This is a genomic window from Rhodoferax sp., from assembly GCF_028689305.1.
Classification (GTDB): Bacteria; Pseudomonadota; Gammaproteobacteria; order Burkholderiales; family Burkholderiaceae_C; genus Rhodoferax.
The window spans coordinates 35,420-62,263 of the sequence record NZ_JAQTWM010000008.1 but is presented as its reverse complement, the minus strand read 5'-3'; the positions used below and the strand labels follow the sequence as shown (position 1 = coordinate 62,263).

At 60.2% G+C, this 26,844-nt stretch carries 27 protein-coding genes; 11 read left to right on the top strand and 16 right to left on the bottom strand.

What is annotated here, in order from left to right:
- Nucleotides 1-164: 164 nt before the first annotated feature.
- Nucleotides 165-860: a DUF3334 family protein gene (locus PHW99_RS03255; protein WP_300173764.1), complete on the top strand. Its 696-nt coding sequence runs from the start codon at nucleotides 165-167 to the stop codon at nucleotides 858-860.
- Nucleotides 861-1,176: 316 nt separating this feature from the next.
- Complete coding sequence (locus PHW99_RS03250; RefSeq protein ID WP_300173762.1) at nucleotides 1,177-1,617, top strand: hypothetical protein; 441 nt, start codon at nucleotides 1,177-1,179, stop codon at nucleotides 1,615-1,617.
- 25 nt (nucleotides 1,618-1,642) lie between these two features.
- Here the strand turns inward: PHW99_RS03250 and PHW99_RS03245 are convergent, their stop codons facing one another.
- From PHW99_RS03245 to PHW99_RS03235, 3 genes are read right to left on the bottom strand one after another with little or no spacing between them, the layout of a single operon-like run.
- Nucleotides 1,643-2,098, bottom strand: coding sequence for a GNAT family N-acetyltransferase (locus PHW99_RS03245; RefSeq protein WP_300173760.1), 456 nt, complete (start codon nucleotides 2,096-2,098; stop codon nucleotides 1,643-1,645).
- Nucleotides 2,095-2,736 (bottom strand): FMN-binding negative transcriptional regulator, encoded by a 642-nt coding sequence (locus tag PHW99_RS03240; protein WP_300173758.1) that lies wholly within the window; start codon nucleotides 2,734-2,736, stop codon nucleotides 2,095-2,097. Before PHW99_RS03240 ends, PHW99_RS03245 begins: the two co-directional genes overlap by 4 nt.
- Nucleotides 2,733-3,212 carry an OsmC family protein gene (locus tag PHW99_RS03235; protein WP_300173756.1) on the bottom strand — a complete coding sequence of 160 codons (480 nt, stop codon included), beginning with the start codon at nucleotides 3,210-3,212 and terminating at the stop codon, nucleotides 2,733-2,735. The genes PHW99_RS03240 and PHW99_RS03235 overlap by 4 nt, the downstream gene beginning before the upstream one ends.
- An 86-nt stretch (nucleotides 3,213-3,298) precedes the next feature.
- Between PHW99_RS03235 and PHW99_RS03230 the strand changes: the two genes are divergently transcribed.
- From PHW99_RS03230 to PHW99_RS03195, 8 genes are all read left to right on the top strand, one after another.
- The gene (locus tag PHW99_RS03230) at nucleotides 3,299-4,756 is read left to right on the top strand and encodes a PLP-dependent aminotransferase family protein (protein ID WP_300173754.1); all 1,458 of its coding nucleotides are present in this window, start codon (nucleotides 3,299-3,301) and stop codon (nucleotides 4,754-4,756) included.
- A gap of 154 nt (nucleotides 4,757-4,910) precedes the next feature.
- Nucleotides 4,911-5,723 carry a transporter substrate-binding domain-containing protein gene (locus tag PHW99_RS03225; protein ID WP_300173752.1) on the top strand — a complete coding sequence of 271 codons (813 nt, stop codon included), beginning with the start codon at nucleotides 4,911-4,913 and terminating at the stop codon, nucleotides 5,721-5,723.
- A 148-nt stretch (nucleotides 5,724-5,871) separates the two neighbouring features.
- Nucleotides 5,872-6,606 carry a hypothetical protein gene (locus PHW99_RS03220; protein WP_300173750.1) on the top strand — a complete coding sequence of 245 codons (735 nt, stop codon included), beginning with the start codon at nucleotides 5,872-5,874 and terminating at the stop codon, nucleotides 6,604-6,606.
- A gap of 28 nt (nucleotides 6,607-6,634) precedes the next feature.
- A complete protein-coding gene (locus PHW99_RS03215) occupies nucleotides 6,635-8,059 on the top strand; it encodes an ATP-binding protein (protein WP_300173748.1) in 1,425 nt (474 codons plus the stop codon).
- 12 nt (nucleotides 8,060-8,071) lie between these two features.
- Nucleotides 8,072-8,521, top strand: a complete 450-nt coding sequence (locus PHW99_RS03210) for a response regulator (protein ID WP_300173745.1) — start codon at nucleotides 8,072-8,074, stop codon at nucleotides 8,519-8,521.
- Nucleotides 8,522-8,539: 18 nt separating this feature from the next.
- Complete coding sequence (locus tag PHW99_RS03205; protein WP_300173743.1) at nucleotides 8,540-10,687, top strand: EAL domain-containing protein; 2,148 nt, start codon at nucleotides 8,540-8,542, stop codon at nucleotides 10,685-10,687.
- Nucleotides 10,688-10,743: 56 nt separating this feature from the next.
- Nucleotides 10,744-11,106, top strand: coding sequence for a translation initiation factor Sui1 (locus PHW99_RS03200; RefSeq protein WP_300173741.1), 363 nt, complete (start codon nucleotides 10,744-10,746; stop codon nucleotides 11,104-11,106).
- A gap of 1 nt (nucleotide 11,107) precedes the next feature.
- The gene (locus PHW99_RS03195; RefSeq protein ID WP_300173739.1) at nucleotides 11,108-11,347 is read left to right on the top strand and encodes a DUF3820 family protein; all 240 of its coding nucleotides are present in this window, start codon (nucleotides 11,108-11,110) and stop codon (nucleotides 11,345-11,347) included.
- 127 nt (nucleotides 11,348-11,474) lie between these two features.
- Here the strand turns inward: PHW99_RS03195 and PHW99_RS03185 are convergent, their stop codons facing one another.
- Entirely contained in the window at nucleotides 11,475-12,044 is a 570-nt protein-coding gene (locus PHW99_RS03185) for a YgjP-like metallopeptidase domain-containing protein (protein ID WP_300173737.1), read from the bottom strand.
- Nucleotides 12,045-12,088: 44 nt separating this feature from the next.
- The gene (gene lysS / locus PHW99_RS03180; protein ID WP_300173735.1) at nucleotides 12,089-13,642 is read right to left on the bottom strand and encodes a lysine--tRNA ligase; all 1,554 of its coding nucleotides are present in this window, start codon (nucleotides 13,640-13,642) and stop codon (nucleotides 12,089-12,091) included.
- A 135-nt stretch (nucleotides 13,643-13,777) separates the two neighbouring features.
- Here lysS and PHW99_RS03175 point away from each other — a divergent pair, with 135 nt between their 5' ends.
- A complete protein-coding gene (locus tag PHW99_RS03175) occupies nucleotides 13,778-14,344 on the top strand; it encodes a YggT family protein (RefSeq protein WP_300173732.1) in 567 nt (188 codons plus the stop codon).
- A 52-nt stretch (nucleotides 14,345-14,396) separates the two neighbouring features.
- Here the strand turns inward: PHW99_RS03175 and accD are convergent, their stop codons facing one another.
- The 11 genes from accD to leuC form a co-directional block, all read right to left on the bottom strand.
- Nucleotides 14,397-15,269 carry an acetyl-CoA carboxylase, carboxyltransferase subunit beta gene (gene accD / locus PHW99_RS03170; RefSeq protein ID WP_300173730.1) on the bottom strand — a complete coding sequence of 291 codons (873 nt, stop codon included), beginning with the start codon at nucleotides 15,267-15,269 and terminating at the stop codon, nucleotides 14,397-14,399.
- A 74-nt stretch (nucleotides 15,270-15,343) separates the two neighbouring features.
- Nucleotides 15,344-16,195, bottom strand: coding sequence for a tryptophan synthase subunit alpha (trpA, locus tag PHW99_RS03165; protein WP_300173728.1), 852 nt, complete (start codon nucleotides 16,193-16,195; stop codon nucleotides 15,344-15,346).
- On the bottom strand, nucleotides 16,192-17,487 hold the full coding sequence (trpB, locus tag PHW99_RS03160; protein WP_300173726.1) for a tryptophan synthase subunit beta: 1,296 nt from the start codon (nucleotides 17,485-17,487) through the stop codon (nucleotides 16,192-16,194). Before trpB ends, trpA begins: the two co-directional genes overlap by 4 nt.
- 51 nt (nucleotides 17,488-17,538) lie before the next feature.
- On the bottom strand, nucleotides 17,539-18,255 hold the full coding sequence (locus tag PHW99_RS03155; RefSeq protein WP_300173724.1) for a phosphoribosylanthranilate isomerase: 717 nt from the start codon (nucleotides 18,253-18,255) through the stop codon (nucleotides 17,539-17,541).
- A complete protein-coding gene (gene truA / locus PHW99_RS03150; RefSeq protein ID WP_300173722.1) occupies nucleotides 18,255-19,046 on the bottom strand; it encodes a tRNA pseudouridine(38-40) synthase TruA in 792 nt (263 codons plus the stop codon). The genes PHW99_RS03155 and truA overlap by 1 nt, the downstream gene beginning before the upstream one ends.
- A gap of 27 nt (nucleotides 19,047-19,073) precedes the next feature.
- Nucleotides 19,074-21,602, bottom strand: coding sequence for a FimV/HubP family polar landmark protein (locus PHW99_RS03145; protein WP_366912952.1), 2,529 nt, complete (start codon nucleotides 21,600-21,602; stop codon nucleotides 19,074-19,076).
- A 328-nt stretch (nucleotides 21,603-21,930) separates the two neighbouring features.
- Nucleotides 21,931-23,067 carry an aspartate-semialdehyde dehydrogenase gene (asd, locus tag PHW99_RS03140; protein ID WP_300173718.1) on the bottom strand — a complete coding sequence of 379 codons (1,137 nt, stop codon included), beginning with the start codon at nucleotides 23,065-23,067 and terminating at the stop codon, nucleotides 21,931-21,933.
- A 226-nt stretch (nucleotides 23,068-23,293) separates the two neighbouring features.
- Nucleotides 23,294-24,361, bottom strand: coding sequence for a 3-isopropylmalate dehydrogenase (leuB, locus tag PHW99_RS03135; protein WP_300173716.1), 1,068 nt, complete (start codon nucleotides 24,359-24,361; stop codon nucleotides 23,294-23,296).
- Nucleotides 24,362-24,455: 94 nt separating this feature from the next.
- Nucleotides 24,456-25,106, bottom strand: a complete 651-nt coding sequence (gene leuD / locus PHW99_RS03130) for a 3-isopropylmalate dehydratase small subunit (protein WP_300173714.1) — start codon at nucleotides 25,104-25,106, stop codon at nucleotides 24,456-24,458.
- 7 nt (nucleotides 25,107-25,113) lie between these two features.
- A complete protein-coding gene (locus PHW99_RS03125; protein ID WP_300173712.1) occupies nucleotides 25,114-25,245 on the bottom strand; it encodes an entericidin A/B family lipoprotein in 132 nt (43 codons plus the stop codon).
- Nucleotides 25,246-25,267: 22 nt separating this feature from the next.
- Nucleotides 25,268-26,740, bottom strand: coding sequence for a 3-isopropylmalate dehydratase large subunit (leuC, locus tag PHW99_RS03120; protein WP_300173710.1), 1,473 nt, complete (start codon nucleotides 26,738-26,740; stop codon nucleotides 25,268-25,270).
- Nucleotides 26,741-26,844: the final 104 nt, after the last annotated feature.

Here is a 26,844-nt window from a genome sequence, read left to right as displayed (position 1 = left end):
GAGTTGATGAAACCGTTGTCGCTGGTGGCTTGCCTGAACCTGGGTTCAGGCCTTGGGCCAGCGATGGAGAGACTTTAGGGACGCACCGGTATTTGGGAAATACGCCGAGTGGCGTATGGGGTGGTGGTGTTGTACAGTCTCAGCTTTCATCAGAGACATTCCACATGAGCAACAAAGGGCGAGCGTCCGAAGTGGTGTACGGCACCGAAGATCTGCTGACCAGTCTGTGCAATTCAGTCACCCGCGTGCTGAATGTTGCAACCCATTGCCAGATTCACTATTCCGGCATGGTTCAGCGCATCACCAAAACCTGTCTGAAGCCCGACATTGGCTGTTTCGTGCTGTTTGACGGCGGTTTCTCTGGCCTGGTGGTGCTGAATTTTTCAGCGCAGACGGCCATGGAGCTTTATGAAAGCTACATGCTCAACATGGGGATGCCCAAGAGCGAGCTGGCCATTGCCCACACCTCGGATGAGGTGAGCAACATCCTGGGTGAGTTGATGAACCAGATCGTCGGCGACTTTACCGGCAAGGTGCGGCGCGAACTGCAGACCCATATCACCCAGAATCAGCCCAAGATGCTGGTGCTGAACAAGCAGGTGGTGCTGAGTGTGGACACCCACCTGGACCAACCCGAAGCACGGCGCGTGACTTTTTACACTGGCAAAAACAACATCTTCTATCTGGAGCTGGCGATTGACCGCACCGAATTCATCAAGTTGCACGACTTCGAAGTCAATGAAGTGAACCCGGACGAGGTGATTGCCGAGGTCAACGCGGCGCGTAATGCCGAGCCACAGGCCGCAGTCGCTGCAGAGACCTTCGACCATCAGGAACTCATGAAATCCCTGGGCATGTAGGTCAGGCCGGCGTCTACCCCAGGTTGGCATCCGTCTGGATGATGGCGGTTTGATTGCTATACATTTAATAGCAATATGTGTATGTTTCAAGCGGGCTAGAGGCCAAAATATCCATTGAAGTCGGGAAAGTGAACCGACCCTGTCAGGGCCGGTTTACAGACTGTTGCACTTCATCATTCCCCTGACACAAATTCCAGGGGTGTCAGGGTTTATCCTGATAGGTCTATGTGGAAACCAGGTGCCTCAAGCGCACCGGGCCTGTGCAGCACCCACGTTGCCCCGCCCACACCACGTCGCCAAAAAGGAGCGTAACAAGATGGACAAACACACCCACACAGCCACAGTTCCCGCCAGCCCGGTGAGCCCCCAGGAGGTCGACACCTCGATTGCCCAACTGGTTGGCGAGGTTTATGAAATCGCTCCAGCAGCCGAACGCAGCCGCCTGCTGGAGCATTTGCTCAAGCCCCTGGGGGTCCTTTCGCTGGTGGCCATTGCCAATGGCGTTTTTGCCTCGATCCGGTTTCGCAGCGGCTGGCCCGATGTTCACGTTCGCGCCGAAGATGCCCAGAAAGTACAACCCGGCGATGTGATCACCTTGGTCAACCATGTGCAACAGGTCAGTGTCCGAGCCGTTGACGGCCTGGTCAATCTGCTTTCGTCTTCGCCAACAATCACCAGCTCGGCCGCCGCTGCCTTGCTGATCACCCTGCTGATGCAGCGCGCCCGGACACGGCGTGCCGAAGATCAGGAGGACTGACGCCAGTCACTGGGGAGGCCAAGCCTCAGACCATCGGGTAGTCATATCGAATGAAACCCTGGTTGGTCGCCAGGTGGTCATACAGGCGGCGGGCGCGGGTGTTGGTGTGCTGGGTCAGCCAGTACAGACGGGGTGCACCATGCTCCCGGGCGCGCTGCGCCACCTGCTCAATCAGGGCCCGTGCCACGCCTTGGCCGCGGGCCGCCTCAGCCACAAACAAATCCTGCAGATAACACACGTCGGCTGACCAGCAGCTGGCGTGAAACAGGTAATGCATGATGCCCACCAGTTGCCTGTTCACCCGCGCTGCCAGGCCATGGACTGCCTGCGCTTGTAACAGGCGTTGCCAGGTGTGCTGATAGGCAGACTCGGGCAGCGATGTTTCATAAAAGGTCTTGTAACCCTGCGCCAGTCGCAGCCAGGCTGCGTAGTCCTCGGGGCGCAGGGCATCTACGGTGATGAGCGGCGGTGTTATGTTCATGTTGTGATCCTTGCTTGTACCAGCTTGGCCATTTGCGCGGCGGCTTCTCTGCCCTGCTCGCGCAACCCGGTGGCAACCCCTTGTTGGTCGGCGGTGGGGCGGTTCTGGCTGACCTTCCATTTGCCGACCCAGCGCTGCACCGGGAACTCGATGGCGACGATGGCCTTGAGCAGATTGGCAAGGTAGTCAGCCGGTGCATCCGCCACCTGCCAGGGCCGGGCTTGCGCGGCCTCATGCACCCGCGTCAGGCGCGTCACGATGTCCAACACCCGCGCCGGGTCGTCAATGGCCTGTGGCACGCCGTGGACGTGGACGACGGCGTAGTTCCAGGTCGGCACGGCCTTGCCATGGGCGTGTTTGCTGGGGTACCAGTTGGGCGACACATAGGCTTGCGGCCCGGTGAACACCGCCACCGATGGCGCGCCATCCGCCAGCGCCTGCCAGACCGGATTGGCGCGTGCCACGTGGCCCAGCAACGTGCCGTGCTCGCCGCGTTCGGCATCCAGCAGCAGGGGAATGTGGTTGACCAGCAGCTCGCCCTGGTGCTGCACCACCCAGGTGGCCAGCGGGTGGGCGCGCACCAGGGCGTGCAAGGTGGCGGTGTCGGTCTCGGCAAAGTGGGGCGGTAGGTAGGTCATGGCTGGGGCTCCGTTGCAAGAATGGGTTCGCACAGCACCTTGGTCCTGACCGAGTTGGCAATGAAACACGAAGTGTGGGCGTGGTGGTGCAAGTCCTGCAACTGCTGCAGCGAGGGCTGCGCTCCGGCAAACTGCACCGCCGGTCGCAACGTCACACGGGTCATGGCCTGCTGGCCCTGATCGTTGCGCGCCATGATGCCCACGGCCTCGTCGCGGTAACTCTCCACTACCCAGCCGGCGCGGGCGGCGATGTCCAGAAACCACAACATGTGGCAGCTCGACAGCGACGCCACAAAGGCCTCCTCGGGATCAACCCCTGCCGGGTCGGAATACGGCAGCGGCACCACGTGGGGCGAGGACGATGCGCTGACCTCGGCCCCGCCATCAAACTGCCAGACATGGCGGCGGCTGTAGCGGTGGTCGGTGAAGGCAGCTTGGTCGCGCTGCCAGACAACGGTGCTGGTGTGCTGGGCCATGGTGAACTCTTCCGTGTTGGGTATGGGTTTATAGAATGGTTCCTCAGTTTATAAACTTCAAACGCTTTGCAAAGGGCCAATCCAACATGCTCCAAAGGGCCAATGCCAGCACACCGCGTGCCGATACCGTGCGCCAACGCGTCTACCTGGAGCTGCGCCGAGCCATGGAGCAAGGCACCTTCCAGCCCGGCACGCGCCTGCCCGCCTCGCGCGAGCAGGCCCGCACCCTGGGCGTGTCGCGCAACAGCGTGCTGTGGGCCATGGAGCGCCTGCAGTCCGAGGGCTATGTGGTGGCCCGCGTGGGCGACGGTAGCTATGTGGCCGACGACCTGGGGGGCTTGCAAACACCTGCGCGCCAGCCTTCGCCCCAACGCGCGGCGCTGCATCCCCCGATCAGCGCCAGCCTGTCGCAACGCGGGCAGTTGATTGCCGACACCGTGCTGCGCTGGAACCCGCCCTTGCAGGCGGCCGCGCCGTTTCGCATTGGTGCGCCCGAGGTCGCCAGCTTTCCGTTTGCCGTGTGGGACCGGCTGGCACGCCAGACCAGCAAGGCCCAGCGCGTGGCACAAGCGCAGTACCTGGACCCTGCCGGTGCCCCGGCGCTGAGGGAGGCGATTGCACAGTGGCTGTGGGCCTCACGCGGCATCCGCTGCGAGGCGGCGCAGGTGCTGGTGTGCTCGGGCTCGCAGCAGGCCATCGACCTGATTGGCCGCCTGCTGCTGGACGTGGGCGATGAAGCGCTGGTGGAAGACCCTGGCTACCCCGGCATTCGCGCCAGCTTGAGCGGCCACGGGGTTACGGTGCGCCCGGTGCCCATCGATGACGAAGGCCTTGTTGTGGAACAAGCTGCCAAGCGCTGGCCTGCCGCACGGCTGGTCGTGGTGACACCGACCTCGCAGTTCCCCACCGGCGTGCGCATGAGCCTGAAACGCCGCCTGGCCTTGCTGGACTGGGCCAACGCCCAACAGAGCTGGATCGTGGAGGACGACTACGACGGCGAGTTCCAGTACGGCACCCACCGCCTGCCCGCGCTGTGCAGCCTGCCGCATGCCGAGCGCGTGCTGTACGTGGGCACGTTTTCCAAGACGCTGCACCCGGGGCTGCGCCTGGGTTTCATCGTGCTGCCGCTGGCGCTGACCAGCGCCTTTGCCATGGCCCGCGCCATCAGTGACCGCCACGCACCAGGCGACACCCAGGAAGTGCTGGCGCGCTTCATCACCGAGGGGCATTTGCTGCGCCACCTGCGCCGCATGCGTGAGCTGTACCCGCAGCGCCAGCAGGTGTTGATTGACGCGTTGGCCCAGGCGACCCGAGGGCAACTGCTGCTGCAACCCAGCGAACAGGGCCTGCACCTGCTGCACGAGTTGCCTGCCGGTGCGGATGACCAGACCCTGTCCGCCCGTGCCCAGGCGGCTGGCCTGCTGCTGGCACCGCTGTCGCGCTACTGCATGGAGTCCAAACGCCGGGGTTGGCTGTTTGGTTACGCCGGGTATGACACGGCGGCGCTGCGCGAAGCTGCGGCCAGGCTGGGGGTGTTGCTGTAAAACGGTTCTGTCGATCAAGCTCTGGTGACCTTAACTTGTGCTCCAGGTTTCTGCAAGTTCTTGATTTAAGTCGGATGGTGATCGATGAAATTCCACGATACTGCCCAACTCCGATCAGACGGTCTGGTTCTGGTCCAATCGCATTCGGGTTTCAATGTCGTTGATGAAATCACTTCCTCCATGTGTCGTTCGGAAACTTTCCGTGGGACCGTCAGCCGGGTTGCTTCTTCTGTTGTTTTGTGCAGCGGGGCCTGTTTGTTCCGCACCAGATCAGGTTCCTGCCGAGCAGCCCAGGCATTTCGTCATGGCTGGCGATGCCACTCCCAATGCGATCGCCTACAAATGGGGTTTGCTCATCGGGCAGGAAGCCTTCCGGCGTTTAGGGGCCACGATGGAAATCACCAACATTCCACTGGCGCGCCGCAATGCCATGGTCGAAGCCGGGGCCATTGATGGCGAAATGTCACGCATTTACAGCTACGGCGATTCTCATCCTGAGTTGGTGCGGGTGGAAGAATCATTGATGGACTTCACTTTCTCGCTGTTCACGGCTCAGCCCGAACGACAGATTCGCCAACTGGCAGATTTGCCTGCCAATACCGTGGCGGAATACCGTCGAGGCATTTTGGTGTGTGAGAACTTCCTGAAACAGGTCACAATGCCTGAGCACCTGTCCACTGTCACCGCCACCGAACAAGGGGTCAAAAAGCTGTTGGCCGGACGTACTGACGTGTATTGCGACATTGAAGCCTTTGTCGACGATGTACGGCAGTCAGGCGAGCGGAAGGACGCCGGCCGGGTGCGCAAACTGTTCGATGTTGCAACGGTTCCAACATACACCTATTTATATAAAAAACATGCCGCTCTGGCTCCGCGCCTGGCGGCCATTTTTAAACAAATGAAAGCCCAGGGCCTGTTTGCCGCTTACCGCAAACAGGCAGAACTCTCGGCGGGTGCCAGACCCTGACAAGTCGTCCATGTCCAACGAGGAAATCCCCACCATGCGCACGGATGCACCAGACACTCATCGGACGCGAGCTCACGCTGGTCGCACCCGATCTCAATGGCGGGCAGGCGTTCAACTGCTGTGTGGGCTGGTGGTGGTTTGTTTGACCTTGGCTGCCACACCTGTCCTCAGCCAAACCCCAGCGATCGCAGACAGACCGTTCATCGTCACAGCCGGCGGCGAACCTGACACCTGGGGCAGCCGCCTGGGTTGGCTGATCTATACCGAGGCCTTCAAGCGTCTGGGCATTCCGTTTCGCATGGAGCACTACACGCTGGCGCGTGGTGCGGCCATGGTGGAGCAGGGGCTGGCCGATGCCGAGCTATCCCGCGTGTATGAGTATGGCGCAGACCGCCCCTATCTGGTTCGGGTCGAGGAGTCGGTGGTTGACATCGGGTTTTCGCTCTACAGCGCCAATCCGGCGTTGCGTCTGGCACGGCTGGAGGACTTGCGCGCTGCCAAATTTCAGGTGGAATACCGGCGTGGATTGTTGCTGTGTGAGAGTACGCTGAAACCGCTGGTCGCGTCCGAGCACTTGTCGGACGTTTCAACCCGGGAGCAGGGCCTGAAAAAAATGCTGACTGGCCGCACCGACCTGTACTGCGAGATTGACGTTTATGTGCAGCAGGAACTCCATTCACCCGAGTTCAAGAGCCTGGCCAATGTGGCCCAAGTGCGCAGGGTGATCAGCCTGGGCAAGAGCATCCCGACCTATCCCTATCTGAACAAAAAACATGCCGCGCTTGCCCCACGGCTGGCGGCGGTCTTGAAACAAATGAAGGCTCAGGGTTTGATGCAGGTCTACCAGCAACAGGTTGAGCGCGAACTGGGGTGGTTGCCTTGAGTCCGGAATCTGGCAGAACTAACGAACGATGAATTCATTGACCCGCTTGCTGTTTGGCGAAAAAAACCAGATCGGGCGCCGCCTGATCGTGCTCATCATCGCGTTCAGCACGGTGATCACGCTGTTCATCTCGGTGGTGCAACTGGCATTTGAATACCGAGGCCTGCGCAAGGCCCTGGATCGTGAGCTGGATGGCATTGCGATTTACGTGCCTACCATTGCCGGCAGCGTGTGGGACTTTGACGAAAAGCAGATTCAGCGGGCCATTGATGCCCTGATCTTGTTGCCTGACCTGGTGGAGGTGCGGGTGATCGCCGCCGACACCGCCAGAGCTTGGGTGTCGCGCAAGGTAGCAACGCCCAATGTCATCACCCGGCGTTATGCACTGCTGTATGAGAATCGCGGACGGGTTTCGGAGATTGGTGCGCTGGAGGTGGTCAGTAGCCTGGATGGCATCTATCAGCAGTTGCTCAACAGTGCGGTGAGCATTGTGCTCAGCAACGGGGTCAAGACACTGCTGGTGGCCTTGTTCATGGTGGTACTGATCCGCCGCCTGATCACCACGCGACTGGAAAACCTGGCCAACAAGGTACATGCGCTGGTACCGGGCATGTTGCCACTGCGTCAGGCTGTTGAAACCCATCCCCAACCCATGCCTGACACGCTGGACGAACTGGATGCCGTGGAGTGGACGCTGGACCAGACGGCGGCAGACCTGAAGGTTGCCGTGGCGGCACTGAATCAGCTCAACCAGGATCTGGAAAGCCGTATCGTCGAGCGCACCAAGGAGCTCGAGTCGTTCAGCTATTCGGTTTCACACGACTTGCGCACCCCGCTGCGGGCCATTGACGGTTTTTCCAAAATGCTGATGGAAGACTACAAGGACAAGCTCGACGACGAAGGTAAACGCCTGCTGTGTGTCGTGCGCGGCAACACCGAGCGCATGGGACAGTTGATCGATGACATCCTGCAGTTTTCGCGCCTGGGCCGCCAGCAGCTGGCGCTGGCGCCGGTCGACATGGAGCGCCTGGTGCGCACGGTGTTTGCCGAGTTGCAGCCTTGGTATGCGAATCGTGACGTGCGCCTGTCCATAGGGGCTCTGCCTCCCACCCTGGCCGATGCTTCGCTGCTGCGCCAGGTGCTGATCAACCTGCTGAGCAATGCCATCAAATTCACCCTGCCACGTGAGGTGGCTACCATCGAGGTCACGGGTACCGAGGATGGTCCGCACAACGTGTTTTGTGTGCGGGACAATGGTGTCGGCTTTGACATGCAGTATGTGGACAAGCTGTTTGGTGTGTTCGAGCGCCTGCACAGCAGTGACGAATTCGAGGGTACCGGCATTGGCTTGGCGATTGTTCGCCAGATCGTGGTTCGGCACGGCGGCAAAGTCTGGGCTGAAGGTAAACTGGACAACGGCGCAGCGTTCTGTTTCACGCTGCCACACCCCTGAGGACGACACAAGATGAGTGACGCGACGGACAAGGTTGAGGTGCTTCTCGTGGAGGACACCCCGGAAGATGCCGAATTGACCATGCGCACCTTGAGGAAACACGGTCTGGCCAACAACCTGATGTGGGTGAAAGACGGCGCCGAAGCACTGGACTTCCTGTTTGGCACCGGTGTTTATGCAGGACGTCGCATGGCTAGCCCGCCACGTGTCATCCTGCTGGACTTGCATCTGCCCAAGCTCAACGGACTGGATGTGTTACGTCGCCTGAAGGCCGACCCGCTGACCCGGCAGATTCCGGTGGTGGTGCTGACCTCGTCCACTGAAGAAAGTGATATGCGGGTCTGTTATGAGCTGGGTGTGAACAGCTTTGTCAGTAAGCCGGTCGAGTTCGATGCCTTCATGAAGGTGGTCGGCAAACTGGGCTTTTATTGGTTGCTGGTCAACAAACAACCGGGCTTGTAACCTTGCCTCACGCTGGTCATGGATCGTCCGTTACGCATTCTGATTCTTGAGGACACCCCCACCGATGCCGAACTCGCCCAGCGCGAGTTGCATAAAGCCGGTGTGGTGTTTGTTGCACAGCGTGTTGAGACACGTGAGAGCTTTGTCCAGGCCCTGGACACATGGCACCCCGATTTGGTCCTTGCCGATTACAAGCTGCCACATTTTGACGGCTTGAGTGCGCTGGAACTGTTGCGTCAGCGTTCACCGGAGCTGCCTTTTGTGTTTGTCAGCGGCACCATGGGGGAGGAGTTTGCCATCGAAACGTTACACCGTGGTGCCTCGGACTACGTGCTCAAGGGACATTTGGCCAAGCTCGGGCCGGCCGTCATGCGTGCCCTGAAAGTGGCCGAAACCCAAAGCCTGCAACGGGCGGCTGAGCAAGACCTGTTCAACTCGCGGCAGATGTTGCGCACGGTGCTCGACACCATTCCACAACGGGTGTTTTGGAAAGACCTGGACTTCAACTACCTTGGCTGCAACCGACCGTTTGCCGCTGACTACGGGTACGCCAGCCCCCAAAACCTCATTGGCAAGACCGATTTCGACATTGCGCCGGAGGTGTCGGCACAGCGGTGGCGTGTTGAGGACCGGCAGGTCATGGCCAGCGGTCAACCACGGCTGAACATCGAAGAGTCCTACATCAAAGCCGATGGCAGTCTGGGTTGGCGGGTGGTCAGCAAGGCGCCGTTGTGTGATCAGGCGGGTCAGGTGAGCGCCATTCTGTGTACTTACGAAGACATCACCGAGCGCAAGGCCAACGAAGAACGGGCCCGTTTTCTGGTCTACCACGATGGCCTGACTGGCCTGCCCAACCATTTGCTGGCGTTTGATCGTCTGCAGCAAGCCATGGCTTACGCAGACCGGGAAGGTAATAAGGTGGCGTTGTTGTTCCTTGACCTGGACAACTTCAAGACCATCAACGACTCACTGGGCCACACGGTGGGCGATAAGCTGATCCGCAAGGTGGCCACCCGCATCAGTCAGTGTGTTCGTGACACTGACACCGTCAGCCGCCAGGGGGGGGACGAATTTCTGATTGTGCTGCCGGCATTGTCCGATACCGATGCTGGCGCACCCGTGCTCGACAAGCTGTTGCAAAGCATTCACCGGCCCATGACCATTGATGGTCATGAACTGAGTACCACGGTGTCTATCGGTATTGCCATGTATCCCGACGATGGACGGGATTTTGAGTCGCTGATGAAAAAGGCCGATACCGCGATGTACCAGGCCAAGGAGGCAGGGCGCAACACCTACCGCTTCTTCAACAGGCAGATGAACGACGACGTGCTGGAGAACCTGAAGATGCGCAGCGGCATGGGGCATGCGCTGGAACATGGAGAATTTGTGTTGCATTACCAGCCACAAATCGACCTGCGCAGTGGTGCGTTGATGGGTGTCGAGGCCTTGATCCGCTGGCAGCATCCGGCGCTGGGGTTGGTGCCGCCGGGACGTTTTATCCCGGTGGCGGAAGAAACCGGTGTGATCGTGGCGGTCGGTGAGTGGGTGTTGATGGAGGCTTGTCGGCAGGCCGCTGTCTGGCAGCAGTCCGGGTTACCCAAAGTGTCGGTGGCGGTCAATCTGTCGGCCATCCAGTTTCAACGCGGCAACTTGGAAGCGATTGTGCTGCGCGCCCTGTCTCAGTCGGGGTTGGACCCTGCGCTGCTGGAACTTGAACTCACGGAGTCGATCCTGATCCGCAACACCGAGACCATTTTGGCCACGGTACAACGTCTCAAGCTGCTGGGGGTGATGTTGTCCATTGATGATTTTGGCACCGGCTATTCAAGCTTGTCTTACCTCAAGCGCTTCAGAGTCGACAAACTCAAGATTGACCAATCTTTTGTGCGCGATCTGGCGCATGATCCGGACGATGCCGCCATTGTGCGGGCCGTGGTACAGATGGCGCACAGCCTGGGGCTACGCACCATCGCGGAAGGGGTGGAGGATGACCATGTGCTGAACCATCTGCGCATCTTCCATTGTGATGAAGCCCAGGGTTACCACATCGCAAAGCCACTGACCGCCGCCGAAATGACGTCTTACCTGATTGCCGAGCAGCAGCGTGGTGACTTGGCTTCGGCCGGCAATAACGTCGCGCAGCGTTCCTTTTTGACGCAGTGAACGGCGGTCTGGCTCTGTTGGACAATCAGCGTTTTGATTTCCAGCCGGAACCCCTCATGAAAGCCAAACTCTCCAGCAGCGGCCTGGTTTACAGCACCGACAGCGGGCGCATGTGCCCGGCTTGCCGCCAGCCAATAGCGGCCTGCCAATGCACAGTGGCCAAACCCAGACCAACGTCTGACGGCGTGGTGCGAGTGTCTCGCGAAACCAAGGGCCGCGCCGGCAAAGGGGTCACCCTGGTCAAGGGGCTGAGTCTGGACGATGCCGCGCTGGTCGCTCTGGGCAAACAGCTCAAAACCGCCTGCGGCTCCGGGGGCACGGTGAAGGACGGCGTGATTGAAGTGCAGGGGGACCACTGCGAGCGTGTCATGGCGCTGTTGCAGGCCCAGGGCCACCAGGTTAAACGGGCAGGGGGCTAGGTTGAACCCTGAAGATCTGCAACTGCTGGTGACCCGCACCATGCCGTTTGGCAAATACAAGGGCCGCCTGATGGCCGATCTGCCGGGTGACTATTTGCGCTGGTTTGTGCGCGAGGGTGTGCCCAAGGGCGAAATCGGCCGCTTGTTGGCGTTGATGCATGAGATCGACCATAACGGCCTGACCGATTTGCTCAAACCTTTGCGCGAAGGCATTGGTTCATCTTGCCGGGGGCCTGTTTGACTTCAGGTGTCGGCTTTCTCCACCCATTCAAACTGCTCTGCCACCGTGTGGTCAAGGAAGGTGGGCAGCGCGTCATAGTAGCCCGCAGCGTTGAGCAGACCACATGGCTTTGGGTGGATGAATCTTCCTACATTCTGTTGTCGAATTTTTCCGTTGCGACTGTATCCCACAGCCGTGTCCCTGACACCTCCAGATGGGTCAGATACACCCGCACTTCAAACTCCAACTGGTGGTAGCGCGGCTCCATGTAGTTGCAGAGCTGGTAAAACGCCTTGTCGTGCGCGCGCTCCTTGAGGTGGGCCAGTTCGTGCACGGCAATCATCTTCAGGAAGTCCTGCGGCACGTTCTTGAACAGCGAAGCGACGCGGATTTCGCGCTTGGCTTTGAGTTTGTTGCCCTGCACCCGGGCGATGGTGGTGTGGGTGCCCAGGGCGTGCTGCACCACCTGCAGCTTGGCGTCAAACGCCACCTTGGCCAGCGGTTCGGCTCCGCGCAGGTGTTCATTCTTGAGCGCCTGCACGTAATCGAACAGCGCCTTGTCGGTGCGCACGGTGTGGCCCTGCGGGTATTTCTGGCGTAACCAGTCGGCCACACGGTCCTGCTGCAGCATTTTTTCCACCTGCGCCAGCGTGTCGGCCGGGTACCCTTGCAGATAGCGCAGGGGTGGAATGTGAGCATGATTAGCTACATTTGTCATAGCTGCTAGCCCCTTATTTGTGCGGGCTAGAGGTCGATTTTCTACTAAACTTCGCGGCGCAGGGCCGGAAACAGAATGACGTCACGGATGCTGGGGCTGTCGGTCAACAGCATCATCAACCGGTCAATGCCGATACCGCAGCCACCGGTGGGCGGCATGCCATATTCCAGCGCCCGGACAAAGTCATGGTCGTAGTACATGGCTTCGTCGTCGCCGCTGTCCTTGGCTGCCACCTGGGCCAGGAAGCGGGCGGCCTGTTCTTCGGCATCGTTGAGCTCGCTGAAGCCGTTGCCGAATTCGCGGCCGGTGATGTAGAGCTCGAAACGCTCGGTGACGCCGGGCTTGTGGTCGCTGGCACGCGCCAGCGGTGAGATTTCGACCGGGTGTTCACAGATGAAGGTCGGCTGCCAGAGCTTTTCTTCGACGGTTTCTTCAAAGTACAGCACCTGCAGGCTGGCCAGACTGCGGGTGGACAGGTGGTGTTTGGCCTCGGTCAGGCCCAGTTTGCGCAGCGCCGGCAACAGCCATTGCACACTGTCCACTTTCAACCCAGGGCCATCGCCGAGCGGCTGGCCGGCTTCGGTGTATTTGCAGATGGCTTCATGGATGGTCAGGCGCTCAAAGGGCTTGGCCAAATCCACCGGCTGGCCGTTGTAGCTCAGTTGCAAGGTACCCACGGCCTTCGTGGCGGCGTCACGCACCAGCGCTTCGGTGAAAGTCATCAGGTCCTGGTAATCCCAGTACGCCGCGTAGAACTCCATCATCGTGAACTCGGGGTTGTGGCGCACGCTGATGCCTTCGTTGCGGAAGTTGCGGTTGATCTCGAACACACGGTCAAACCCGCCAACGATCAGGCGCTTGAGATACAGCTCGGGCGCAATGCGCAGGAACATTTGCTGGTCCAAGGCATTGTGGTGCGTGACGAAGGGCTTGGCATTGGCACCGCCGGGAATCGGGTGCAGCATCGGGGTTTCCACTTCCAGGAAGTTGTGCGACACCATGAATTCGCGGATGCCACTGACGGCCTTGCTGCGGGCGATGAAACGTTTGCGCGCGGCTTCATCGGTCATCAGGTCAACATAACGCTGGCGGTATTTGACCTCCTGGTCGGCCATGCCGTGAAATTTGTCGGGCATCGGACGCAGGCTCTTGGTCAGCAGCCGGATGCTGCTGGCGTGGATCGACAATTCGCCGGTTTTGGTCTTGAACACCACCCCTTCGGCGGCCACGATGTCACCCAGATCCCAGTGTTTGAACGCGTTGTAGATGTCTTCACCCAGATCGTCGCGCTTGATGTAGACCTGGATGCGGCCGGTGCTGTCCTGCAGGGTGGCAAAGCTGGCCTTGCCCATGACACGTTTGAGCATCATGCGTCCCGCCACCTTGGCCTTGGCACCTTGTTCCAGCAGGCCTTCCGGGGTTTGACCGGCATGGGCGGCAAACAGGTCGGCGGCGTGATCAGCGGGCTTGAAATCGTTGGGGAAGGCCACGCCCTTGCCGTCTAGCTGGGCCAGGCGCATGGCCTTGAGCTTGTCGCGCCGCTCCTGAATCAGCTGGTTTTCGTCCTGGGGTAAGGCGGCAGTGGTGTGTTCAGACATGGAAGGCAATCAATGAGCTGGGGGATAAAAATGGCGCGCCGGAACACGTAGCTTGTGTCCTGGCGAAACCGGCTATTTTAAGTGGCTGGGGTGTGGCTATGATGCGGTGACCTATTTCCTGGATTTTGATGTGCCATGCTGTACCAAATTGTTTCCCTGCTGCTGGAGGTTGTGACCGGTTTTTTGAGCGGGGCCTGTTTGCTGCGCCTGTATATGCAGTACCAGCGCATCCCGATGTCGGCCCGCTCGGGCAACCCGCTGGGCCGGTTGGTGTTTGCCTTGACGGACTGGATTGTGCTGCCGCTGCGCCGGGTGTTGCCTTCGGTGGGGGCGCTTGACACGGCCAGCCTGGTGGCTGCCTATCTGCTGCAATTGGCCGAATTTGGCCTGTTATGGTTGCTGGCGGGGGCAGCCGGTGGGCTGTTTGCCGTGCCGATCCTGGCTGGTTTTGGCGTCTTGCGCATGGCGATTTCCGGCATGACCGGGATGGTGATCGTCTACGCGGTGCTGTCCTGGGTCGCCACCCAATCGGTCGTGGCCGACGTGATTGAACGGCTGGTGGCACCGCCCCTGGTGCCGATCCGGCGTGTGCTGCCGCTGGTGGGTGGGGTGGACTTGTCTCCGCTGGCGCTGCTGGTCATCCTGCAAATTGCCGCCATTGTGCTGGGGCATTTGCAGGCGGCGGCGTTGATGGCTTTTTGAGACGGCACCCTGGCGGGATGTCTATGCCTGCCGGTGGGCTGTTTCTGATCTATCAGGCTACGGCATCCGCGCTTTGGCGCGTCAGCATGGCCAGGGTGTTGGCAATGGTTTTGCGCAGCTCGCGCCGGTCGCAGATCAGGTCCACTGCCCCCTTGGTTTGCAGGAATTCGGCGCGCTGAAAGCCATCGGGCAGCTTGACCCGCACGGTCGATTCAATCACCCGTGGCCCGGCAAAACCGATCAGCGCCTTGGGTTCGGCAATCACCACATCACCCAAAAAGGCAAAACCGGCGCTGACGCCGCCCATGGTCGGGTCAGTCAGCACACTGATAAAGGGCAGGCCTTTCTTGGCCAGATGGGTCAGTGACGCATTGGTCTTGGCCATCTGCATCAGCGACAGCAAGCCTTCCTGCATGCGGGCGCCGCCGGTGGCGGTGAAACACACAAACGGTACTTTCTGCTCGATAGCGGTCTGGACACCGCGGGCGAAGCGTTCCCCCACGACCGAGCCCATGCTGCCGCCCATGAATTCAAATTCAAAGCAGGCCGCCACCAGGCCAATGCCCATGACCGTACCCCCCATAACCACCAGTGCATCGGTCTCGCCGGTGTTTTCCAGCGCTTCTTTCAGGCGTTCCGGGTACTTGCGGCTGTCCTTGAACTTGAGCGCATCCACCGGCAACACTTCCTGGCCGATCTCAAAACGGCCTTCGTTGTCCAGAAAGACGTTGAGCCGCGCGCGTGCGCCGATGCGGTGATGGTGGCTGCAACTGGGACAGACATTCTGGTTTTGCTCCAGATCGGTCTTGTACAACACCGTGTCGCAGGCCGGGCATTTGATCCACACGCCTTCTGGCACCGTGCGCCGCTCTTTCGGGTCGGTATGCTGGATTTTCGGGGGGAGCAATTTTTCGAGCCAACTCATGCTTTTCTCCTGGGTTTGTGAGCCAGGCTGACGGGGGTTGCCAGCCTGTGTCTCGCCAAATGGCAATGGCGGGATTATGAATCCAGCGCGGTGCGAATCTCGCGCAGGAAGGTCTGCGCCGTGGCCGCCACCTGGTCACGCGGCTGTGGGTCGATCAGCTGAATGATCTTGCTGCCAATCACCACCGCATCGGCCACCTTGCCAATGGCTTTGGCCGTGGTGGCATCACGGATGCCAAAACCCACACCCACCGGGACGCTGACATGCTGGCGGATGCGCGGCAACATGGCCTCGACCGCGCCGGTGTCCAGCGCACCTGAGCCGGTGACGCCTTTGAGCGACACGTAGTACACGTAGCCGCTGGCAATGCGGGCCACCTGCTGCATACGCTCATCGGTGGAGGTGGGGGCCAGCAAAAAGATCAGATCCAGCTGGTGGGCCTTGAGTTCGGCGGCGAATTCCTCGCACTCTTCGGGCGGGTAGTCGACGATCAGCACGCCGTCCACCCCGGCTGCGGCTGCATCACGGACAAATGGGCTGGTAGCGCTTGTGGATGGTGCACCAGCTGCTGAGGATGTGGTAGCGCCATGCTTCTGGTTGTAGCGTTCCACCGGGTTGGCATAACCCATCAGCACCACCGGTGTGGTGTTGTTTTGCTGGCGAAAGCGGCGCACCATGTCGAGCACCTGCACCATGCCGATGCCTGCGGCCAGCGCCTTGTCACCGGCTTGCTGGATCACCGGGCCATCGGCGCTGGGGTCGGAAAACGGCACGCCGAGTTCGATCACGTCGGCCCCACCGGCCACCATGGCATGCATCAGCTCGGGCGTGATGTCGGCAAACGGGAATCCGGCGGTGACGAAGGGGATCAGCGCCTTGCGACCCTGGGCCTTGAGTTGGGTAAAAGTGGATGCGATGCGGCTCATTTCACGACCTTCACAATGGCTTCGTCAGCGGCCAGGCTGCCTTTGACCGATTGGCCTTGGCAGCTGGGGCGGCAATAAAAGTCAGCGTGGCTCAGGTCGGCCACGGTTCCGATGTCCTTGTCGCCACGGCCTGACAGGTTGACCAGGATCGACTGGTCTGGACGCATGGTTTTCGCCAGTTTCATGGCGTAGGCCACGGCGTGGCTGGATTCGAGCGCGGGGATGATGCCCTCGGTGCGGCACAGGTAATGGAAGGCTTCCAGCGCTTCCTTGTCGGTGATGCCCACGTATTCGGCGCGGCCAATGTCGTGCAGATAGGCATGCTCGGGGCCGACACCGGGGTAGTCCAGCCCGGCGCTGATGCTGTGGGTTTCAGTCACCTGGCCGTTGTCGTCTTGCAGCACATAGGTGCGGTTGCCGTGCAGCACGCCGGGGCTGCCGCGCTGGATGGAGGCCGAGTGCTTGCCGCTGTCGATGCCCTCTCCAGTCGCTTCCACCCCAATCAGTCGGGTGGCTTCATAAGGGATGTAGGGGTAGAAGATGCCCATGGCGTTGGAGCCGCCGCCCACGCAGGCGACCACCGCGTCGGGCTGGTCGGTTTTGCAGCCTGCGGCTTTGAGCATGTCGGGCAGCTGCACCAGGCATTCCTTGCCGATGACGCTCTGGAAATCGCGCACCATCATCGGGTAGGGATGGGGGCCGGCCACGGTGCCGATGATGTAGAAGGTGTTGTCCACATTGGCGACCCAGTCGCGCATGGCTTCGTTCAGCGCGTCTTTGAGGGTGCGGCTGCCGCTGGTGACGGGCACCACGGTGGCCCCGAGCAGTTTCATGCGGTAGACGTTGGGGCTTTGGCGCTTGACATCTTCGGCCCCCATGTAGACCACACATTCCAGCCCGTAGCGGGCGCAGATGGTGGCGGTGGCGACACCGTGCTGACCGGCGCCGGTTTCGGCAATCACGCGCGGTTTGCCCATGCGTTTGGCCAGCATGGCCTGGCCGATGGTGTTGTTGATCTTGTGCGCGCCGGTGTGGTTGAGGTCTTCACGCTTCAAGAAGATTTGCGCGCCGCCTTGCTCGCGGCTCATGCGCGCGGCGTGGTAGGTGGGGGAGGGGCGGCCGACAAAGTGGGCCAGTTCGTACTCGAACTCGGCGATGAAGGCCGGATCGAACTGGTATTTGGCGTAAGCCTGTTTCAGCTCATGGATGGCGTGGGTCAGCGTCTCGGAGGCAAAACTGCCCCCGTAGATGCCGAAGTGACCGCGTGGGTCGGGTTGTTGGTAGTGGAACATGGCGTTATTAAATTCATAGCGCCCTGCGATTGATTGACGCGGGCTAAGGGGTTATTTGGCATTCAAGAGTTGGTCAGCCTGACGAACGGCGGCGACAAACTCGCGGATTCTGGTGGGGTCTTTGATGCCTTTGTGGCCCGGCACTTCAATGCCTGAGCTGACATCAACCGCCAGTGTTTGACAGCGCGGGCGCACCTGCCTGATGCCATCGATCACGTTGGCAGCGTTCAGCCCACCACTCAAGACGAGGTGAGCGTTGACGTTTGGTGGAAGCTGTGACCAATTGAATGTTTGCCCGGCACCACCATAACCGTCGCTGTGCGCGTCGAGCAGGATGGCTTGAGCCTGTGAATAATCTTGGGTGAATTTTAAAAGATCAAAACCCTGTCCGGCCGCGCCAAGGGGAATACGTGCGGCACGCAAGTAGGGGCGCCGGCCCAGTTCGCTGGCGGCCCAGCAGTCCTGCGGTGATTCATCGCCATGAAATTGGGCCATAGCCCCCGGCAGCAGGGCGCAGTTTGCTATTATTTTTGATAAATCTTCGTTGACAAACAACAAAACCGGGGTCACGAACGGGGGCAGTCGTCTGGCCAGTTCGGCGGCGCGCCGGGCCGATACGTACCGAGGGCTCTTGTCGTACAGCACGAAGCCGATGGCGTCGGCTCCGGCGGCCACAGCGGCATCCACATCCTGCTCACGGGTCAGTCCACACATCTTGATGCGGGTTCGACTCTGCGGGGTCGGGGGGGTGGTTTGTGCATCCGGCATCACGCGGCTCCTGGTAACCCGTCAAGCAGACTGGGGTGATCGGGCAAGCCCCAGATGGGGGCATAACGAGGGCCCAAAAAATACAGGCCATGGGGGGAGAAGGTCGGGGCGGCGGCGTCGCGATCACAGGCCGCCAGTACACCACGTACCCACTCTGGTGACCTGCGGCCATCACCGACCATGATCAGGCAGCCCATGATGTTGCGGATCATGTGGTGCAAAAAGGCGTTGGCTTCAAATTCGAAGCGCCAATAGACACCCCAGCGGGTGATATCAAGACGCATCAGGTTTTTGACCGGCGACAGCGCCTGGCAGGCACTGGCGCGAAACGAGGTGAAGTCGTGTTCACCGAGCAGGTACCCGGCAGCTTGCTGCATGCGCTGCAGGTCCAGCGGCTTGTAGACCCAGCCAACCCGTCCGGTGTCGATGCTGGGCCGCACCGGCGAGTCCAGCAGGATATAGGCGTAACGCCGTGACAAGGCACTGGCGCGGCAATGGAATTTGGCGGGAACGGATCTGGCCCATTGCACGGCGATGTCATGGGGGAGCAGGGCGTTGGGACCGCGGACCCAGGAGGCTTCAGCGCGATCCAGTGAGGTGTCAAAGTGGACGACCTGCATCAGGCCGTGGACGCCGGCGTCGGTGCGGCCGGCGCACAGGGTGGAGACGTGTTGTGCCGAAAACTCACCCAGCGCTTTTTCCAGTTTGTCCTGCACCGTCTGGCCGGATGGCTGACTTTGCCAGCCCTGATACGCCAGTCCGTTGTAGCTGATGCCAAGCGCCAGTCTCACGCTGCTCCCGTGGCTCTGCACAGAAGATCAAAGCTTGCTCAGCGCACGTTGGGCTTTGGCTTTCATGTCCCCCGAGGCTTCTGCAATCACTTCTTCAATCAGCGCACGAGCGCCATCATCATCACCAATGGCCCGGAACTCCTCGGCCAACGCCAGCTTGGTTTCCAGCGGGTCTTCCGCCGTGCTGGCGAGATGGCCCGCCTCAGTGGTCGGCTCTTCGCCCAGATCCAGTGACAGCGAGTCCAGATCAAATGACATCAAATCGCCGTCGGCAGCAGGCGCGGCCTGGGTTGTCGGCTCAGTTGCTGTCAGATTGGGGGCCTGGCTCGCAACATCACCGGCTTTCGACGAGTCGAGTTCGGGCAAGGGCATCGAAAAGTCGAGGTTGCCAAACAGACTGGCGTTGTCGATCTCGGGACTGACGGCGGGGCTGGGTATCGCCGGCGCGGCTGGTGCGGGATCGGGCAGGCTGACCAAGTTGGGTGCTGGCTCCACAGGAGGTGCGATTTCGGGTGGCTCTGTGAGGTCAAGGGAGATGTCCAGGGCGGACAGATCGGGGGCTGGAGATGTCGGTTTTGGCGTGTTTGGCGCCGTCTCGTCCAGAGAAAAATCAAGGTCCAGATCCAGATCCATCTTGCTGTCTTTGGGCAGCGTCAGCTCAGCAACAGGTTCCGGCTCGACAGCCGGCGCCATTGTTGGGGTACTGACCTCCATGGCAGCGGCAGGGGGCGCTGAACTCAGCACGGGTTCTGGCAAGCCACCTGGGCGATACAAGGCGTTGTCGGGGTCGATGGAGAGCCCTTTTTCGCATATTTGTTCCCAATCGCTGCCGCTGCCATTGGTGATGTTGAAAGCCAGCGTGGCGGTGGCCTCAAACCCCTTGGTATCGCGCCGCTTGGTGTAGATCTCCAGCAGCTTGTGGTGAATCGCCAGGCGTTGCGGGTTGTTGCGCAGGGCATCCTTGAGGATTTCCTCGGCCTGAAGGTCGCGCCCGTAGGCGAGATAGACATCCGCTTCGGCCACAGGGTCGACGTCATCGACGGCGTCGAGCTGGCTTGGCGAGTAAACCATGGAGGACCCGGTAGCGATGTTGTCGTCGTTGGTGTCCACGTTCTGGCCACCACTGGCCCCCAGGAACGAGTCGGGCCGCCACTTGCTTTCAACAAAAGAGCTGTCAAGCTGAGCTTCCTTGCGGCGTTGCCGGACTTTGTAAAAACCCAGGCCTGCCAGCAGGGCAATCAGACCGGCAGCACCTGCGGGTAGCAGGGGGTTTTCCAGAAGATCATCCAGGAAGCTTGGCTCCGGCATGGGCGTGGGTGGTGCTGCGGCTGGCTTCGGTTTGGGCGGTGGCGGCTTGACACTGGTTGAGGGGGCCGGGGCTGGTGCAGCCGAGACAGGCAACGCTGTAGAAACCGCCGGCAGTGCTGGCGCGACCGCGCTGACAGCGGGTTTTGAGGCCGCGGCTGGCGCTGGGGCACTGGCGGCAGCGGCAAGTCGGTTGAGTTCGCTGATGTTTTTGGCCAATTCGGCGCTACGGCTGCTGGCTTCTTGTTTGCTGCGTGCCTGAGCCACCTGGTCTTCAGCGGTTTTTCCCTGGATGGCGCCTTTGGATAACGTTAGCTTATCTGGCGTCGGAGCAACAGGAGCTTTGTCAACGACGGAGGCCTCAACCTTGCCACGCACCTCTCGCTTGGCAGGCGTGACTGTGGCCATGGGGGCATTGTCAGCAAATTCACGGCGGAACTTGTTGAAGTCCTGGCTTTGGGCCACGATGATCTGGCGCGCCTGTTCTGGCGCGGTCTCATTGGCCTGCTGCTCCGTGGGCAAGGACAGGATGGCACCTGCCTTGATACGGTTCACGTTGTCATGGATGAAGGCATCAGGATTGGCGCGTAGCAGGGCCACCAGCATCTGATCCAGCGAAACATTGGCCGGTTTGTTGGCCGCTGCAAGACGCCCGGCTGTGTCTCCCGCCTTCACCGTGACCGTTGCTGCCCCTGACTGGCTACGTGGCTCCGCTGTTTTGACAACGGCCACCGGGGGGGGGGCTTTGGCAACTGGGACAGGTTTGACAGGCTCAGGCGCGGGAGTTGGCGCCGGTGGTCTGACGCTGCTGGGTTGAACCGCAGGTACGGTTGGTTCGGGAACTTTGGCTTGGGCTACGGGTGCTGCGACGGTTTGTGTGGTGGTCTGTGCCGAAACGGGAGGCGTTGGTTGAGTCACGCGCAGATTTGGCGGGTCAAACAGCATGGTGTAGTCGCGCACAATGCGACCTGTGCCCCAGCTGGTTTCAAGAATCATGTCAACAAAAGGCTCACTGATGACACGATCACTGCTGATCATGATGTAGGCGCGTCCGCCGGCACGCCGCTGCAATGTGGCCTGGAGATTGCCCATGGCGGGGTTGTATTCAAGGCCGGCAGTTCTGAAAACCTCGGGTGCAGCGACTTTGACTTGCAGGGAGGCCGCTTCTTCCGCGTTGATGTCCAGGACGTCGATTTCTGCTTTGAGAGGTTCGCCCAATGCTGATTGAACGGTGATGCGTCCTAATGACAAGGCGGTTGCCTCGGTACCCCACAAGCCCATAAGCGCTGCAACCGCTATGGCGGTCAATGGCCATTGATGAGACTTCGCAATCAATTCGTGAACTCCGGTTGGAACAGCCAGTCGCAGGTGGTCTGTCTTGGGCGCCTCGCCCGGTATCCTGAAACAATAAAAAGCACCATAACATCAATGGATTAGCCTGACAAGTTAAGACGGCATCTGAACTTGCAGGCAGGGACTTTGCGTTGAATAAGCTGCAATTCTATGTTGTAGAGCGACAACGGCCCGCCGCCCTCTGAGTCAAGGGACCCGGCAGGCCGTTAGGGTGGATACCGTCAGATCAGGCTTGCAGCAAAATGCGCAGCATCCGGCGCAGCGGTTCGGCGGCCCCCCACAGCAGTTGGTCACCGATGGTGAAGGCGCCCACGTATTGCGGGCCCATCGCCAGTTTGCGCACACGGCCCACAGGAATGGACATGGTGCCGGTGACGGCGACCGGTGTCAGATCCTTGACGGTGGCCTCGCGGGTGTTGGGAACGACCTTGACCCACTGGTTGTCGGCGGCGATCATGGCTTCCAGGTCGGCCACCGGCACGTCCTTGTTCAGCTTGAAGGTCAGGGCCTGGCTGTGGCAGCGCATGGCGCCCACGCGCACGCAGAAGCCGTCCACGGGAATGGCGGGGGCGCTGAAGCCTTCGCCCAGACCCATGATCTTGTTGGTCTCGGCCATGCCCTTCCATTCTTCGCGGGACTGGCCATTGCCCAGATCCTTGTCGATCCAGGGAATCAGCGAGCCGCCCAGCGGCACGCCGAAGTTGGCGGTTTCGGCGCCGGTCAGGGCGCGCTGCTTGGCGATGACCTTGCGGTCGATTTCCAGGATAGCGCTCTTCGGGTCGTCCAGCAGTGCCTTGACTTCGGCATTGAGCGTGCCGTATTGCGTGAGCAACTCACGCATATGTTGGGCGCCACCACCGGAAGCAGCCTGGTAGGTCTGGGTGCTCATCCACTCGACCAGGCCGGCCTTGTACAGGGCGCCCACACCCATCAGCATGCAGCTCACGGTGCAATTGCCACCAATCCAGTTCTTGCCACCCTTGGACAGTGCGTTCTGGATGACCGGCATGTTGACCGGGTCCAGGATGATGACGGCGTCCTTGTCCATGCGCAGCGTGGAGGCGGCGTCGATCCAGTGGCCGTTCCAGCCGGCAGCGCGCAGCTTGGGGAAGACTTCGGTGGTGTAGTCACCACCCTGGCAGCTGATGATGATGTCGCAGCGCTTGAGCGCGTCAATGTTGAACGCGTCCTGCAACGTGGTTTCGTTCTTGGCCTGGGCTGGGGCTTCACCACCGGAGTTGGAGGTGGAGAAGAAGACCGGCTCGATCAGCGCGAAGTCGCCCTCAAGCGCCATACGGTCCATCAGGACCGAACCGACCATGCCGCGCCAGCCCACGAGGCCGACCAAATTACCTGTCTTCATGCTGTTGCCCTTTCAGAAAATTTCAAGATTGAAAATTATTTCTGCCCGGCTCGTCTGGCCGGGAGGGGCGCGACGAACCGGGCTGGATTAGCCTTTAATGGTTGTCGTCTTGGTGATCGATGGACAGGCCATCACATCACCAGCCCACGGCACCGCAAGGCCGCTGACGGGCCGTGCAAGTAGGGTGGGGGAATGGGGGTGCATGGGCCGATTGTAATCGAGGCCCTTACAACGCCTTGACAACCGCGTCGCCCATCTCGCGGGTACTGACGCGGGTCGTGCCTTCGCTGTAGATGTCGGCAGTGCGCAGGCCCTGGGCCAGCACCGCCTTCACGGCCGCTTCAATGCGCTGCGCGGCTTCTTCCTGGTTCAGACTGAAGCGCAGCATCATCGCCGCGCTCAGAATCGTGGCCAGCGGGTTGGCGATACCTTTGCCGGCAATATCGGGCGCGCTGCCGTGGCTGGGTTCGTACAGGCCCTGGTTGGCGGCATTCAGGCTGGCCGAGGGCAGCATGCCGATCGATCCGGTCAGCATCGAAGCCTCGTCCGACAGGATGTCGCCAAACATATTGCCGGTCACCACCACATCAAAACGTTTAGGTGCCTTGACCAGTTGCATGGCAGCGTTGTCCACATACATGTGATCAAGCGCCACGTCCGGGTACTGCTGGCCCACTTCGGTGACCACATCTTTCCAGAGCTGAAAGGTTTCCAGCACGTTGGCCTTGTCCACACTGGTCACGCGCTTGCTGCGCTTGCGGGCGGCCTGGAAGGCGACGTGGGCAATGCGCTCGATCTCGGGCTTGCTGTAGCGCATGGTGTCATACGCCTCCTCGGCACCGGGGAAGTGGCCATCGGTGGCGATGCGGCGGCCGCGCGGCTGGCCAAAGTAGATGTCACCGGTCAGTTCACGGATGATCAGGATGTCCAGCCCGGCAATCAGTTCAGGCTTGAGGCTCGACGCCCCCACCAGTTGCTCATAGCAGATGGCCGGGCGGAAGTTGGCAAACAGACCCAGGTTCTTGCGCAGGCCCAGAATGGCCTGCTCGGGGCGCAGCGGGCGGTCCAGCGTGTCGTACTTCCAGTCACCGACGGCACCGAACAAAACCGCGTCGGCTTCCTTGGCGAGTTTGAGCGTGGACTCGGGCAGCGGGTGACCATGGGCTTCGTAGGCGGCACCACCGACCAGGGCGGTTTCCATTTCCAGGGGCAGGCCCAGCACGTTCAAGACCTTGACCGCCTCGGCCACGATTTCGGTACCAATGCCGTCACCCGGCAACACTGCAATTTTCATGATGGATGGAGAGTTTTTAGAGAGTGGGGGACGCAGTCATCCGTCAGTGCATGGACTGCGGGCGACTCCGTGGAATATCAAAAACTATAGCTAATTAACCAATCATGGTGTGGGCTAGCCAGGGTTTTTGTGCCAAACGTTGTGCTTCAAAGGCCTTGATCTTGTCAGCATGACGCAGGGTTAGGCCAATGTCATCGAGTCCGTTAAGCAGGCAGTACTTGCGAAATGGCTGGACCTCAAACGGCAGTTCTTCGCCATTGGGCTTGACCACGACTTGACGCGCCAGGTCAATGGTCAGGGTATAGCCAGCAAAGGCCTTGACTTCATCAAACAACTGGCTGACCTGTGCTTCGCTCAGCACGATGGGGAGCAGACCATTCTTGAAGCTGTTATTGAAGAAGATATCGGCGTAGCTGGGCGCAATGATGGTGCGAAAGCCGAACTGTTCCAGTGCCCAGGGGGCGTGTTCACGTGACGAGCCGCAACCGAAATTCTTGCGCGCCAGCAAAATGGAGGCACCCTGAAAGCGGGGCTGGTTCAGGACAAAGTCGGGGTTGGGTTTGCGGCTGGCAGGATCCTGTCCAGGATAACCGGCGTCAAGATAGCGCCATTCGTCGAACAGGTTGGGGCCAAAACCGGTTTTGCGGATGGATTTGAGAAACTGCTTCGGGATGATCGCATCGGTGTCGACGTTTTCCCTGTCCATCGGGGCTACAAGGCCTTTGAGTAATGAAAATTTCTGCATGTAAACCTTAGTTTTTCTTGGCCGCGCCTTCGATTTTTTCGCCCGCTTTTTGCAGGTCTTGACCGACACCTTTAACGGTGTTGCAACCGGCCAGCGTTAAAAAACTTGCAATGAACAACCAGGTGACACATGTTTTCATGGGGCAATCCTTGAAGTGAGAGTCAGACAAATTTGCGGACATCGACAAAATGTCCCTGGATGGCCGCAGCAGCGGCCATGGCCGGGCTGACCAGATGCGTGCGCCCGCCAGCACCTTGACGGCCCTCAAAATTGCGGTTGCTGGTGGAGGCACAACGTTCACCGGGTTCAAGCCGGTCGGCATTCATGGCCAGGCACATGGAGCAACCTGGTTCACGCCAGTCAAAGCCTGCTGCTTTAAATATCTCATGCAGACCTTCGCGTTCGGCTTGCTCCTTGACTAAACCGGAACCTGGCACCACCATGGCGAGCCGGATGTTGGACGCGACCTTGCGGCCCATGGTCTTGACGATGGCCGCAGCTTCGCGGATGTCCTCGATTCGACTGTTGGTACAGGAACCGATGAACACTTTGTCCACATACAGGTCGTTCAGTGCCTTACCGGGTTCTAGTCCCATGTAGGCCAGCGCGCGCTCAATGGCACCGCGTTTGTTGAGATCCTTTTCCTTGTCGGGGTCTGGAACGCGGTCGTTGATGCCCAGTACCATTTCAGGGGAGGTGCCCCAAGTCACCTGTGGCACCAGTGTGGACGCGTCAATCTCCAATGTGGTGTCAAAGTGGGCACCGGGGTCTGAGTGCAGCGTCTTCCAGTAAGTCACGGCCTGATCCCATTCAACAGCCGCCGCGGCTTCACTGGCAGCGCCGGATCCGGGGGCCAGTGGGCGGCCTTTGATGTATTGGATGGTTTTCTCGTCCACAGCAACCAGACCGGCACGGGCACCTGCCTCGATCGCCATGTTGCAGACGGTCATGCGACCCTCCATGCTCAGGGCGCGGATGGCTGAACCAGCAAATTCAATGGTGTAACCCGTGCCGCCAGCAGTGCCGATCCGGCCAATCACAGCCAGCACGATATCCTTGCCGCTACAGCCGCGGGGCAATGTGCCCTCGACCTGGATCAGCATGTTTTTGGCCTTCTTGGCCAGCAAGGTCTGTGTGGCCATCACATGCTCGACCTCACTGGTGCCTATACCATGCGCCAAGGCGCCAAAAGCACCATGGGTCGAGGTATGGGAGTCGCCGCAGACCACAGTCATACCCGGAAGCGTTGCCCCGCTTTCAGGGCCAATGACATGCACGATGCCCTGGCGTTTGGATAAGAACGGGTAATAGGCGGCTGCGCCGTATTCATGGATATTGGCATCTAGTGTCAACACTTGTTCTTTGCTGGTGGGATCGGTGATGCCGTCATAACCGCGTTCCCATCCGTTGGTCGGTGTGTTGTGATCTGCGGTAGCCACAATGGAACTGATGCGCCACAACGGACGATTGGCCTGACGCAATCCTTCAAACGCCTGTGGGCTGGTGACTTCATGAACCAGATGACGGTCAATGTAGAGCATCGCGGTGCCATCTTCTTCGGTATGCACGACATGCTCGTCCCAGAGTTTGTCGTAAAGCGTGCGGGCTTGAGATTTTGATTCCATGCGTACCATCTTCTTCAGGTCTATCCAGTGATTTTAAACGGTGCGTAACAAAGTAGGGCGCCCAATAAAAAAGCCCGCCAGAGTTAGCAGCCGGCGGGCTTAGGGAGTGCAAG

Bases quoted from the DNA above. Each gene is read 5' to 3' on its own strand.
- leuD (WP_300173714.1), bottom strand. From the start codon at position 25,106: ATGCAGAAATTTTCATTACTCAAAGGCCTTGTAGCCCCGATGGACAGG.
- asd (WP_300173718.1), bottom strand. From the start codon at position 23,067: ATGAAGACAGGTAATTTGGTCGGCCTCGTGGGCTGGCGCGGCATGGTC.
- PHW99_RS03230 (WP_300173754.1), top strand. From the start codon at position 3,299: ATGCTCCAAAGGGCCAATGCCAGCACACCGCGTGCCGATACCGTGCGC.
- trpA (WP_300173728.1), bottom strand. From the start codon at position 16,195: ATGAGCCGCATCGCATCCACTTTTACCCAACTCAAGGCCCAGGGTCGC.
- trpB (WP_300173726.1), bottom strand. From the start codon at position 17,487: ATGTTCCACTACCAACAACCCGACCCACGCGGTCACTTCGGCATCTAC.
- PHW99_RS03255 (WP_300173764.1), top strand. From the start codon at position 165: ATGAGCAACAAAGGGCGAGCGTCCGAAGTGGTGTACGGCACCGAAGAT.
- PHW99_RS03200 (WP_300173741.1), top strand. From the start codon at position 10,744: ATGAAAGCCAAACTCTCCAGCAGCGGCCTGGTTTACAGCACCGACAGC.
- PHW99_RS03215 (WP_300173748.1), top strand. From the start codon at position 6,635: ATGAATTCATTGACCCGCTTGCTGTTTGGCGAAAAAAACCAGATCGGG.
- PHW99_RS03175 (WP_300173732.1), top strand. From the start codon at position 13,778: ATGCTGTACCAAATTGTTTCCCTGCTGCTGGAGGTTGTGACCGGTTTT.
- PHW99_RS03210 (WP_300173745.1), top strand. From the start codon at position 8,072: ATGAGTGACGCGACGGACAAGGTTGAGGTGCTTCTCGTGGAGGACACC.
- PHW99_RS03205 (WP_300173743.1), top strand. From the start codon at position 8,540: ATGGATCGTCCGTTACGCATTCTGATTCTTGAGGACACCCCCACCGAT.
- leuB (WP_300173716.1), bottom strand. From the start codon at position 24,361: ATGAAAATTGCAGTGTTGCCGGGTGACGGCATTGGTACCGAAATCGTG.
- PHW99_RS03235 (WP_300173756.1), bottom strand. From the start codon at position 3,212: ATGGCCCAGCACACCAGCACCGTTGTCTGGCAGCGCGACCAAGCTGCC.
- PHW99_RS03225 (WP_300173752.1), top strand. From the start codon at position 4,911: ATGTCGTTGATGAAATCACTTCCTCCATGTGTCGTTCGGAAACTTTCC.
- accD (WP_300173730.1), bottom strand. From the start codon at position 15,269: ATGAGTTGGCTCGAAAAATTGCTCCCCCCGAAAATCCAGCATACCGAC.
- lysS (WP_300173735.1), bottom strand. From the start codon at position 13,642: ATGTCTGAACACACCACTGCCGCCTTACCCCAGGACGAAAACCAGCTG.
- leuC (WP_300173710.1), bottom strand. From the start codon at position 26,740: ATGGTACGCATGGAATCAAAATCTCAAGCCCGCACGCTTTACGACAAA.
- PHW99_RS03240 (WP_300173758.1), bottom strand. From the start codon at position 2,736: ATGACCTACCTACCGCCCCACTTTGCCGAGACCGACACCGCCACCTTG.
- PHW99_RS03250 (WP_300173762.1), top strand. From the start codon at position 1,177: ATGGACAAACACACCCACACAGCCACAGTTCCCGCCAGCCCGGTGAGC.
- PHW99_RS03125 (WP_300173712.1), bottom strand. From the start codon at position 25,245: ATGAAAACATGTGTCACCTGGTTGTTCATTGCAAGTTTTTTAACGCTG.
- PHW99_RS03245 (WP_300173760.1), bottom strand. From the start codon at position 2,098: ATGAACATAACACCGCCGCTCATCACCGTAGATGCCCTGCGCCCCGAG.
- PHW99_RS03155 (WP_300173724.1), bottom strand. From the start codon at position 18,255: ATGCCGGATGCACAAACCACCCCCCCGACCCCGCAGAGTCGAACCCGC.
- PHW99_RS03185 (WP_300173737.1), bottom strand. From the start codon at position 12,044: ATGACAAATGTAGCTAATCATGCTCACATTCCACCCCTGCGCTATCTG.